This is a genomic window from Bacillus cereus group sp. BfR-BA-01356, from assembly GCF_022663635.1.
Classification (GTDB): domain Bacteria; phylum Bacillota; class Bacilli; order Bacillales; family Bacillaceae_G; genus Bacillus_A; species Bacillus_A cereus.
The window spans coordinates 41,962-53,648 of record NZ_JAKUFX010000027.1 but is presented as its reverse complement, the minus strand read 5'-3'; the positions used below and the strand labels follow the sequence as shown (position 1 = coordinate 53,648).

Here is an 11,687-nt window from a genome sequence, read left to right as displayed (position 1 = left end):
AATTAAACAATAAACAAATTAGATGGAGCGCCGTATGAGGTGAAAGTCTCACGTACGGTGTGGAGTGGGGGAAAAGGTAGAGATAACTTCAAATCCTTACCTATCACTAACAAGTAATAGAACAAATTATTCGTCCAACAGGGCTTTTAGATCCACCAATTGATATACGACCAATTGAAGGGCAAATTGACGATTTATTAGGAGAGATTCAAGATCGTATTGCAAAAAATGAACGTGTATTAATTACGACTTTAACGAAGAAAATGTCAGAGGATTTAACGGATTACTTAAAAGATGTAGGAATTAAAGTTAACTATCTTCACTCTGAAATTAAAACGTTAGAACGTATTGAAATTATCCGCGATCTTCGCCTCGGTAAATTTGATGTACTTGTCGGCATTAACTTATTGCGAGAAGGATTAGATATTCCGGAAGTATCACTTGTAGCTATTTTAGATGCTGATAAGGAAGGGTTCTTGCGTTCAGAACGTTCATTAATTCAAACAATCGGTCGTGCCGCGCGTAATGAAAACGGCCGCGTTATTATGTATGCAGATCGTATAACAAAATCTATGGGAATTGCGATTGAAGAAACGAAGCGTCGTCGTAGTATACAAGAAGCTTACAATGAAGAGCATGGTATTACGCCGAAAACGATTCAAAAAGGCGTTCGTGATGTTATCCGTGCAACGACAGCTGCTGAAGAGACAGAAACATACGAAGCAACTCCTGCTAAGAAAATGACGAAAAAAGAGCGCGAAAAGACAATTGCGAAGATGGAAGCAGAGATGAAAGAAGCAGCAAAAGCGTTAGACTTCGAGCGTGCAGCTGAACTAAGAGATTTACTATTAGAATTAAAAGCGGAAGGGTGAAAAAAGTGAGTAAGAGCAAGGATTTTATCGTTGTAAAAGGTGCTAGAGCACATAACTTAAAAAATATTGATGTAACCATTCCGAGAAATCAGCTTGTCGTTGTAACGGGATTGTCTGGTTCGGGGAAATCATCATTAGCATTTGATACGATTTATGCAGAAGGGCAGCGCAGATACGTAGAATCATTATCTGCGTATGCGCGCCAGTTTTTAGGACAAATGGATAAGCCGGATGTGGACACGATTGAAGGATTGTCACCAGCAATTTCAATCGATCAAAAAACGACGAGTCGTAACCCACGTTCAACTGTTGGAACGGTAACGGAGATTTATGATTACTTACGTTTATTATTTGCACGAATTGGTACGCCAATTTGTCCGAATCATGGCATTGAAATTACGTCACAAACAGTAGAGCAGATGGTAGACCGTGTTCTTGAATATCCTGAACGTACGAAATTACAAGTGTTAGCGCCTATCGTTTCTGGGCGTAAAGGTGCGCATGTAAAAGTACTTGAAGATATTAAGAAGCAAGGATATGTTCGTGTTCGCGTTGACGGTGAAATGCTTGATGTATCTGAAGATATTGCGTTAGATAAAAACAAGAAGCATTCCATTGAAGTTGTAATTGACCGTATTGTTGTAAAAGAAGGGATCGCAAGCCGTCTTGCTGATTCACTTGAAAGTGCATTAAAGCTTGGCGGGGGACGAGTGTTAATCGATGTTATGGGAGAAGAGGAACTTCTGTTTAGTGAACATCACGCTTGTCCGCATTGTGGTTTTTCAATTGGAGAATTAGAGCCGCGTATGTTCTCATTCAATAGTCCGTTCGGAGCATGTCCTTCTTGTGATGGACTTGGTTCAAAGCTAGAGGTAGATTTAGAGCTTGTTATCCCGAACTGGGATTTATCATTAAATGAACATGCGATTGCACCTTGGGAACCGACAAGTTCACAATACTATCCACAACTTTTACAATCTGTATGTAATCACTACGGCGTTGATATGGATATGCCTGTAAAAGATATACCGAAAGATTTATTTGATAAAGTGTTGTACGGAAGCGGGGAAGAGAAAGTTTATTTCCGCTATGTAAATGAATTTGGTCAAGTAAAGGAAAATGAGATTTTATTTGAAGGTGTTATTCCAAACATTGAACGTCGTTATCGTGAAACGAGTTCTGATTACATTCGTGAGCAAATGGAAAAGTATATGGCAGAACAAGCTTGTCCAAAGTGTAAAGGTGGACGCTTAAAGCCTGAGAGTTTAGCTGTATTTGTTGGCAATAAAACGATTGCTGACGTAACGAAGTATTCAGTTCAAGAAGTACAAGAATTCTTCTCGAATGTAGAGCTAACGGAGAAGCAACAAAAAATAGCTCATTTAATTTTAAGAGAAATTCAGGAGCGCGTTGGGTTCTTAGTGAACGTTGGTTTAGATTATTTAACGTTAAGTCGTGCCGCAGGAACTTTATCAGGTGGTGAGGCGCAGCGTATTCGTTTAGCGACGCAAATTGGTTCTCGTCTAACTGGCGTACTTTATATTCTTGATGAGCCTTCAATTGGTTTACACCAGCGTGATAACGATCGTCTTATTCGTACATTGCAAGAAATGCGTGATTTAGGCAATACGTTAATTGTTGTTGAACATGATGAAGATACGATGATGGCTGCTGACTATTTACTTGATATAGGGCCTGGTGCAGGTATTCATGGTGGACAGGTCGTTTCAGCGGGGACGCCGGCTGAAGTTATGCAAGATGAGAATTCATTAACAGGGAAGTATTTAAGTGGTAAAGAGTTTATTCCAGTTCCACTTGAAAGACGTAAAGGTGATGGACGTAAAGTAGAGATTGTCGGCGCAAAAGAGAATAACTTAAAGAATGCGAAAATGTCATTCCCACTCGGTACGTTTGTAGCGGTAACAGGGGTATCTGGTTCTGGTAAAAGTACGATGATTAATGAAGTACTATATAAATCGTTAGCTCAAAAGTTATATAAAGCGAAAGCGAAGCCAGGTACGCATAAAGAGATTAAAGGTCTTGAACATTTAGATAAGGTAATTGATATTGATCAATCACCAATTGGTCGTACACCACGTTCTAATCCAGCGACGTACACAGGTGTATTCGATGATATTCGTGATGTGTTTGCACAAACGAATGAAGCAAAAGTGCGCGGATATCAAAAAGGACGTTTCAGCTTTAACGTAAAAGGTGGCCGTTGTGAAGCGTGCCGTGGTGATGGAATTATTAAAATCGAAATGCATTTCCTACCAGATGTGTATGTTCCGTGTGAAGTTTGTCACGGTAAACGATATAATCGTGAAACGTTAGAAGTGAAATATAAAGATAAGAATATTTCTGAAGTGTTAGGGATGACAATTGAAGATGGAGTAGAATTCTTCGCCAATATTCCTAAAATTAAGCGTAAACTTCAAACGCTTGTAGATGTTGGGCTTGGTTATATGAAATTAGGTCAACCAGCAACAACATTATCTGGTGGGGAAGCACAGCGTGTGAAATTAGCTTCTGAATTACACCGTCGTTCTACAGGTCGTACGTTATACATTTTAGATGAGCCAACGACTGGTTTGCATGCGCATGATATTGCACGTCTTCTAGAAGTGCTGCAACGTCTTGTTGAGAGCGGTGAGACGGTACTTGTAATTGAACATAATTTAGATGTAATTAAAACAGCTGATTATATCGTTGACCTTGGACCAGAGGGCGGAGATAAAGGTGGACAAATCGTTGCTTCCGGAACGCCAGAGCAAGTAGTGAAAGAAGAGCGCTCATACACAGGTAAGTATTTAAAAGAGATTTTAAATCGTGATAAAGCAAGAATGAAAGAGAAAATAAAAGAAGTAGAGTTATCGCAATAAGTTTATTGATGAAAACCGAGTGGAAATGACGCTCGGTTTTTATTGTATAGGGGGAGAAGATGGAGTTTTTAGAGGTGTTAAGGAAGAAACATATGAAGGTAAGAGAGTTTCAAAGTTGGGGTGTATATTTTCGCAAGCGCTGGGAGGATCACTTTGCAAATCATTTAAGTGATAAAGAAAAAGAAGATATTTTTCTTTATGGAGATAAGTATGCATGTGGTTATCTATGGCACATATTTAGTTATGAGAAAAAGAAGTGTTTAGAGGGTAAAGAAGCGGAAAACGCGTTTCATAATGAAGTGAAAAAGGATTGCTATATATTCTATCAACATTGTGAAGATGTACTGCTAATAAAAGATGCGAGTTTATTACATATGGATGATATATTACGGGAGACAGACGATATGTATAAAGGCGATATCTATATTGTAGATAAAGATTTCACTTGGACTTTTGTAAAAACACATGAGCATAGATGGTGTGGTCCTTATTTTGCGAGGAAGTGTTAGTAGGTATACAAGCATGAAAGATAGAATAAGTTGATATAAGTGTTCGTATCATACTTGCGTTTATTATCTATTAGCGTATGATGAAATATATATGTTTAAAAGGATGTGTGACGAAATGAGATGGATTGTATCACTTCTTGTAAATAGCGTTGTGTTAATCGCTGTATCGGGACTTTTAAAAGGGATTGCACCAGATGCATTTTACGTAGCAAATATACAAACTGCAATTATTGCTAGTATTATATTGGCGGTTTTAAATGTGTTCGTAAAGCCGTTTTTAATTTTAATTACGCTACCAATTACTGTTGTAACTTTCGGCTTCTTCTTAATTGTTATTAATGCGATTACGTTAAAAATAGCAGATTCATTATTAGGAGATGCTTTTAATATATCAGGATTTGGTGTAGCGATTGTTGCGGCAATTTGTATTTCGATTTTTAATATGATAATTGAAAAGGCAATTGTTGAACCTCTATATGAAAAAAAGAGAAAGTGACAAAAAGAAAAACATTTCATTATTCGTATGAAATGTTTTTTTCTATTTATTAGAAACCGTATTTCTTGTTTCCAGAAAAAAATGGTACAATATCCGATAGAATGGAATTTTACATCAAACGAGACTGAACCCGCAGCGGAGTGGAGGTTTATACATATGCCGAAAGTAAGGACAAAAGATTTAATTGAACAATTTCAATTGGAGTTAATCAGTGGTGAAGAAGGCATTCATCGTCCGATTGATACAAGTGATTTATCACGACCTGGAATTGAAATGGCAGGATTTTTTACATATTATCCAGCAGATCGTGTGCAGCTTCTTGGAAAGACGGAGCTTACGTTCTTTGACACGTTAACATCAGAGCAAAAACAAGAGAGAATGAAAGCGCTTTGTACTGAGGAGACGCCATGTATTATTGTGACTCGTAATCAAGATGTACCAGATGAGTTATTACAAGCATCACGTGAATCAGGTATGCCTTTATTACGTTCTTCTCAAACGACAACTAGATTATCAAGTCGTTTAACAAACTATTTAGAAGGTAAGTTAGCACCAACAACTGCTGTTCATGGTGTGTTAGTAGATATTTACGGCGTTGGTGTTTTAATTACAGGTCAAAGTGGTGTTGGTAAAAGTGAGACAGCTCTTGAGCTTGTAAAGCGTGGTCACCGCCTTGTTGCGGATGATAGTGTAGAAATTCGTCAAGAAGATGAAGACATGTTAGTCGGAAGTTCACCAGATTTAATTGAGCATTTATTAGAAATTCGTGGTCTAGGTATTATTAACGTTATGACGTTATTCGGTGCAGGGGCAGTGCGAAATTATAAGCGTATTACACTTGTTATTAATCTTGAAATTTGGGATCAAAAGAAAAATTACGATCGCTTAGGTCTTGATGAAGAGAAGATGAAGATTATTGATACAGAACTTACGAAGATTACACTTCCAGTTCGTCCTGGTCGAAACTTGGCTGTTATTATTGAAGTAGCAGCGATGAACTTCCGTTTAAAACGTATGGGAGTCAATGCAGCACAGCAGTTCTCTGAACGATTAATGAGTGCAATTGAGTTAGGAAATCAGGAGTAAACTTTGGAGAGGGAGGTCATATACATATGCTGTTAGCTTCTGTACCACAGCTTGACCGTGTAGCTATCCAACTTGGGCCGTTTCCTGTGTATTGGTATGGGATTATTATCGGTACAGGTGTGCTATTAGGCCTTTGGCTGGCAACTCGCGAGGGAGAAAGGCTAGGTATTCCAAAAGATACATTTGTTGACCTTGTATTAATTGCAGTGCCGATCGCTATTCTTTTTGCGAGAATGTACTATGTTATTTTTGAATGGGAATATTACGCACAAAATCCGAGTCAAATTATTAATATTCGTCAAGGTGGTTTGGCGATTCATGGTGGTTTGATCGGGGCTGTTATTACCGGTGTTCTTTTTGCGAAGCGACGCGGGGTTTCTTTCTGGAAGTTGGCAGATATTGCTGCACCAAGTATTTTACTAGGACAAGCAATTGGCCGATGGGGAAACTTTATGAACCAAGAGGCGCATGGTGATGAAGTAACGAGACAGTTTTTAGAAGGTCTTCATTTACCAGATTTCATTATTAATCAAATGTATATTGAGGGTGTGTACTACCATCCGACGTTTTTATATGAATCATTATGGAATTTTGCAGGCGTAATTTTACTACTTGCATTAAGAAAAGTGAATTTACGTCGCGGGGAGTTATTCTTCACATATTTAATTTGGTATTCAGTAGGACGCTTCTTCGTAGAAGGCTTACGTACAGATAGTTTAATGCTAGGACCACTTCGTATTGCACAAGTAATGTCAATTGGACTTGTTGTTATTTCTATTATTTTCATTATTGTGAGACGAAAAATGGGGCAAGCTGATAAAAGATATTTAGAAAATTAGAGACAAGTAGCATCTTATTATAAGATGCTGCTTCTTTCATATTCAGGAAGGCGAAAGGACTAAGGCGATGAGAATAAATACAGTGTTATTTGATTTAGATGGAACTTTAATTAATACAAACGAACTTATTATTTCTTCTTTTTTACATACTTTAAATACATATTATCCAAATCAATATAAGCGTGAAGATGTGTTGCCATTTATCGGTCCATCTTTGCATGATACTTTCAGTAAGATTGATGAAAATAAGGTTGAAGAGATGATTACAAGCTATCGTAAATTTAACCATGATCATCATGATGAATTAGTAGAAGAATATGAAACTGTATATGAAACAGTTCGAGAGTTGAAGAAGCAAGGTTATAAAGTGGGTATTGTTACAACGAAAGCGAGACAAACCGTTGAGATGGGATTACAGTTGTCAAAGCTTGATGAATTTTTTGATGTTGTCGTGACAATTGATGATGTAGAGCATGTGAAACCACATCCAGAGCCACTTCAAAAAGCGCTTGAATTATTAGATGCTAAACCAGAAGAAGCATTGATGGTTGGGGATAATCATCATGATATTGTCGGTGGTCAAAATGCGGGGACGAAAACAGCTGCGGTTTCATGGACGTTGAAAGGTAGAGCTTATTTAGAAGCTTACAAGCCAGACTTTATGCTAGATAAAATGAGTGATTTGCTACCGATTTTGTCTAATATGAACCGTTCATAAAGGTCCAAGTAAGTTAGTAGAGGAGCGAGCTAATTGCGACGGACAACGCGCTATCCTGTTTCAGGAGAAAATTCATTATGGAATGTGTATAAAACAGTGTCTTTTTGGAAGGTAATGAAAAACTTTATTATTATCCAAATTGCACGTTACACGCCATTTTTATCTGTGAAGAATTGGTTGTACCGCACTTTTTTACGGATGAAAGTAGGAAAGAAAACATCATTTGCGCTTATGGTAATGCCGGATATTATGTTCCCAGAAAAGATAACTGTGGGAGAGAATTCGATTATTGGCTATAACACAACGCTTTTAGCACATGAATATTTAATTCGTGAATATCGACTTGGGGAAATCGTTATTGGAAATGAAGTGATGATTGGAGCGAATGTAACAATATTACCAGGTGTGAAAATTGGAGACGGTGCAACTGTCTCAGCTGGCACACTTGTTCATAGAGATGTACCGAGCGGTGCTTTCGTAGGTGGAAATCCAATGCGTATTATTTATACGAAAGAGCAAATGACCGCCAGAGAAGGTTCATGGTGAAAATGTAACATTTCTCCTCTTTTTTTATGAATAAAAAGGAAATAATTGAGTATAATATACTGTTTTGTTTTTTACGGAATCGTTTATACTTATAGATAGAAGAATGTGTGAACGAAGAAAACAAAAAACTGGAGGATATATGGGGAAAAATCAAAGGATATATAAGGAGAACGGACAAGTTATCTCTTTTAATCAATTAGCGGACTTCTTTTATAAAAAAGGGATGAGAGCTTACAAAGGACAAAAATTGCAAGATGCAATTAAATATTTTCGAAGAGCGGCACAAAGTGAGAAGGAGCCGTTTATTTTATGTCAATTAGCATCAGTATTATCTGAGGCTGGTGAATATCAAGAATCGAATCAAATCTTCTTAAAGTTAGTTAGATCTAATCCAGAACTTGAACAGTGCTATTATTTTATTGCAAATAATTATGCATATATGGGGTTATTTCAACAGGCGAAGAAATATGCGGATCGCTATTTAGAAGTTGCAAAAGAGAAGGAATTCGTAGAAGATACATTAGAACTTCTTGAGATTATGGAAGAAGAAGCAATGGGTGCGGAAGAGATTGAAGATGAAGATGATTTAATTGTTATGCAGGAAGAAGCGAATCGTTATATTCGTAATGGACAATTGGAAGAAGCAATTGCTACATTAGAAATTGTTACGAAAGATTATCCGGAATTTTGGTCAGGTCATAATAATTTAGCCATTGCACATTTTCAATCTGGTAATGTAGACAAAGCACTGAAGTTAACAGAAATGATTTTAGAGAAAAATCCTGGTAATATACATGCGCTTTGTAATACGCTTATTTTTCTATATTCAATTGGAGAGCATAAACAAGTAGAAGCGTTAGCGGGACAGCTAGTTTCGGTATATCCGATTTCATTTGAACATCGTTTGAAACTGGGAACTACACTTGCAACAATTGGTTATTTCGAGCATGCATATAAATGGTTCAAACTATTAAAGCGTCAAGGATATGAGGGGGACGTTAGTTTTTATTATTGGTTTGCATATTCTGCTTATATGGTGAAAGATCAGCAACTAGCTGAAAAAATGTGGCAATATGTCGTGGAATTGCATCCTGATAAAAAGGGAAAAGAACCGTGGAATGCGCTGAATTTAGCAGATGAAGGACAAAACGTGTTATTTGAAGAATTACGAAAATCATTTCAGCAAAGTGCGACGCTAGAAGAACAAATGCTAGCTTTATATTTAATGAATGAATTGTCAACGCCGGAGAAGGTGGGATTCTTCTTTGATATAACGCAAGCGAAGAACGGTGTTCCCATCGTATCACAACTTGCAAAGTACTTCTTTTTACTTAATAGTCATAAGAGTATTCCAGCTGATTTACAGCAATTTGAGCAGTGCGCGAGAATCGCGGATGCATTATACAATTATACGAAAAAAGATGATGAATTAATTGAAGAGTGTTTACACTTTTGGTTTTGTACGTTCATACGTTTATATACATCTGGAGACATATTTACAAATGTGTACGGCTGGTCAGCTGCGATTGAATACATTGTACGCGGCGAACAAGGAAATAAAATGACACAGTCGGAGCTTGGAGATGTATATAATGTATCTGTAGCGACTGTCCGAAAGTATGTGCAAGCTGTTAAGCGTACGCACACATAAGATAAGCAAATCATTGGGAAAAAAATGATGCTAACAGTATAATGAGGGTAACTTAATTGTGTAGGAATGGATAGGAGTGAATAGTGTGTCAGAAGAAAAAATTTATGATGTCGTTATTATTGGTGCAGGACCAGCTGGTATGACAGCTGCAGTATATACATCTCGTGCAAATTTAAGCACATTAATGCTTGAGCGTGGTATTCCAGGTGGCCAAATGGCAAACACGGAAGATGTAGAAAACTACCCAGGTTATGAGTCTATTTTAGGACCAGATTTATCAAATAAAATGTTCGAGCATGCGAAGAAATTTGGTGCTGAATATGCATACGGTGATGTGAAAGAAGTCATCGATGGTAAGGAATACAAAACAATTATTGCTGGTAAAAAAGAATATAAAGCACGTGCAATTATCGTTGCAAGCGGTGCAGAGTATAAAAAAATTGGTGTACCGGGTGAAACAGAACTTGGCGGCCGCGGTGTATCATATTGTGCAGTATGTGACGGAGCATTCTTTAAAGGAAAAGAACTTATCGTAATTGGCGGTGGAGATTCTGCTGTTGAAGAGGGTGTGTTCTTAACGCGCTTCGCATCAAAAGTAACGATCGTTCACCGTCGTGACACGCTTCGTGCACAGAAAATTTTACAAGACCGTGCTTTCCAAAACGAAAAAGTAGATTTCATTTGGAACCACACGATAAAAGAAATCAACGAAGCAAGTGGTAAAGTAGGAAGTGTAACACTTGTGGACGTAAATAGTGGAGAAGAGAAAGAAGTCAAAACTGACGGCGTATTCGTATACATCGGTATGTTACCTTTATCAAAACCATTTGTTGAACTAGGTATTACAAATGAAAATGGTTACCTTGAAACGAACGAGCGTATGGAAACGAAAATTCCTGGTATTTTCGCAGCTGGTGATGTTCGTGAAAAAATGCTTCGTCAAATTGTAACTGCAACAGGTGACGGTAGTATTGCAGCGCAAAGTGCACAACATTACGTAGAAGAATTATTAGAGGAATTAAAAACTGTATCAGAAAAATAAGGGATAATATACCTTGTGAGAAGAAAGCTACCGACAGGAGCTTTCTTCTTTTTTTGTGTGAAAATGTCAAAGTTTTGTCAAAAAATATAAGGATTATAAGCTTTCTTATTGATATACTGGACTTTACGGAAAAAATCACTATAAGAAATGAGGAATTTATTCAGTATGGAATGGCGTAATATATATCGTGGATTTTGTATGGGCGTTAGTGATTTAATTCCTGGTGTGAGCGGCGGTACAATCGCTGTTGTGTTAGGGATTTATGAACAATTGCTTACGGCAATTAGTGGATTCTTTAGTCGTGAATGGAAAAAACATTTAGGATTTTTAATTCCACTTGCAGCTGGTGTGGCAGCGGCATTTTTAACGTTAAGTCACGTTATTAAATATTTACTTGCAAATCATTATGAACCGACTCAATTTTTCTTTCTCGGTTTAATTATTAGTATATTACCGATGTTAATGAGGGAAGCTGATGCAAAGTCGTCGTTTAAAGGTAAGCACATCGTTTTATTAATAGTTGCAGCAATTCTTGTTGCGATTACAGCTTTCTTTAAACCAGATAAGGCAGTAGATCCAATTACGACGTTAACAATTTTAAATGCAATTGGTTTATTTTTCGCAGGATGGATGGCTAGTATGGCCATGCTGCTTCCTGGAATTAGTGGATCGTTTATTTTATTAATTATTGGTGTGTATCCAACAGCAATTAACGCTTTAACTACACTTAACTTACCTTTAATCGTGGTTATCGGTGCTGGTGTTATGGTTGGATTTGTTGTAAGTAGTAAAGGCATTAGTTTTTTATTAGATCGTTATAAAAGTATGACATTTGCGGCAATTATTGGACTTGTAATCGGTTCGATTGTAATTGTATTCCCTGGGATTCCGACTGGCGGATTTTCAATTATAAGTTCAATTATTACCTTTGTTTTAGGATTTGCGATTGTTACTTATTTCGGTAAGAAATAAGTACTTTAATCCCCTTGGCGATAAAAAGCGTTAAGGGGATTTTTCATTCTATTCATTAAAAGTCTAAGCATTTA

The 11,687-nt window shown here is 37.2% G+C and carries 10 protein-coding genes and 1 pseudogene; all 11 read left to right on the top strand.

The window, feature by feature from the left end:
- Positions 1-110: 110 nt before the first annotated feature.
- Positions 111-872: pseudogene (uvrB, locus tag MR168_RS12280) on the top strand (excinuclease ABC subunit B); the annotation flags it as partial.
- A 5-nt stretch (positions 873-877) separates the two neighbouring features.
- Complete coding sequence (uvrA, locus tag MR168_RS12275) at positions 878-3,754, top strand: excinuclease ABC subunit UvrA (RefSeq protein ID WP_000045561.1); 2,877 nt, start codon at positions 878-880, stop codon at positions 3,752-3,754.
- A 59-nt stretch (positions 3,755-3,813) separates the two neighbouring features.
- Positions 3,814-4,263, top strand: a complete 450-nt coding sequence (locus MR168_RS12270) for a DUF4275 family protein (protein ID WP_006918453.1) — start codon at positions 3,814-3,816, stop codon at positions 4,261-4,263.
- 115 nt (positions 4,264-4,378) lie between these two features.
- Positions 4,379-4,759, top strand: a complete 381-nt coding sequence (locus tag MR168_RS12265) for a phage holin family protein (RefSeq protein WP_001267308.1) — start codon at positions 4,379-4,381, stop codon at positions 4,757-4,759.
- A gap of 156 nt (positions 4,760-4,915) precedes the next feature.
- Entirely contained in the window at positions 4,916-5,845 is a 930-nt protein-coding gene (gene hprK / locus MR168_RS12260; protein WP_001127250.1) for an HPr(Ser) kinase/phosphatase, read from the top strand.
- Between the two features lie 26 nt (positions 5,846-5,871).
- The gene (gene lgt / locus MR168_RS12255; protein ID WP_000922850.1) at positions 5,872-6,684 is read left to right on the top strand and encodes a prolipoprotein diacylglyceryl transferase; all 813 of its coding nucleotides are present in this window, start codon (positions 5,872-5,874) and stop codon (positions 6,682-6,684) included.
- A gap of 67 nt (positions 6,685-6,751) precedes the next feature.
- The gene (ppaX, locus tag MR168_RS12250; RefSeq protein WP_001222402.1) at positions 6,752-7,402 is read left to right on the top strand and encodes a pyrophosphatase PpaX; all 651 of its coding nucleotides are present in this window, start codon (positions 6,752-6,754) and stop codon (positions 7,400-7,402) included.
- A 33-nt stretch (positions 7,403-7,435) separates the two neighbouring features.
- A complete protein-coding gene (locus MR168_RS12245) occupies positions 7,436-7,948 on the top strand; it encodes an acyltransferase (protein ID WP_001255070.1) in 513 nt (170 codons plus the stop codon).
- Between the two features lie 139 nt (positions 7,949-8,087).
- Positions 8,088-9,599: a tetratricopeptide repeat protein gene (locus tag MR168_RS12240; RefSeq protein WP_000517720.1), complete on the top strand. Its 1,512-nt coding sequence runs from the start codon at positions 8,088-8,090 to the stop codon at positions 9,597-9,599.
- Positions 9,600-9,684: 85 nt separating this feature from the next.
- On the top strand, positions 9,685-10,641 hold the full coding sequence (gene trxB / locus MR168_RS12235) for a thioredoxin-disulfide reductase (RefSeq protein ID WP_001288078.1): 957 nt from the start codon (positions 9,685-9,687) through the stop codon (positions 10,639-10,641).
- Between the two features lie 165 nt (positions 10,642-10,806).
- Positions 10,807-11,613 (top strand): DUF368 domain-containing protein, encoded by an 807-nt coding sequence (locus MR168_RS12230; protein ID WP_086412820.1) that lies wholly within the window; start codon positions 10,807-10,809, stop codon positions 11,611-11,613.
- Positions 11,614-11,687: the final 74 nt, after the last annotated feature.

What these genes read in the sequence shown, in the direction of transcription:
- MR168_RS12240 (WP_000517720.1), top strand. Translation starts at nt 8,088, where the DNA reads ATGGGGAAAAATCAAAGGATATATAAGGAGAACGGACAAGTTATCTCT.
- MR168_RS12265 (WP_001267308.1), top strand. Translation starts at nt 4,379, where the DNA reads ATGAGATGGATTGTATCACTTCTTGTAAATAGCGTTGTGTTAATCGCT.
- MR168_RS12270 (WP_006918453.1), top strand. Translation starts at nt 3,814, where the DNA reads ATGGAGTTTTTAGAGGTGTTAAGGAAGAAACATATGAAGGTAAGAGAG.
- lgt (WP_000922850.1), top strand. Translation starts at nt 5,872, where the DNA reads ATGCTGTTAGCTTCTGTACCACAGCTTGACCGTGTAGCTATCCAACTT.
- ppaX (WP_001222402.1), top strand. Translation starts at nt 6,752, where the DNA reads ATGAGAATAAATACAGTGTTATTTGATTTAGATGGAACTTTAATTAAT.
- MR168_RS12230 (WP_086412820.1), top strand. Translation starts at nt 10,807, where the DNA reads ATGGAATGGCGTAATATATATCGTGGATTTTGTATGGGCGTTAGTGAT.
- hprK (WP_001127250.1), top strand. Translation starts at nt 4,916, where the DNA reads ATGCCGAAAGTAAGGACAAAAGATTTAATTGAACAATTTCAATTGGAG.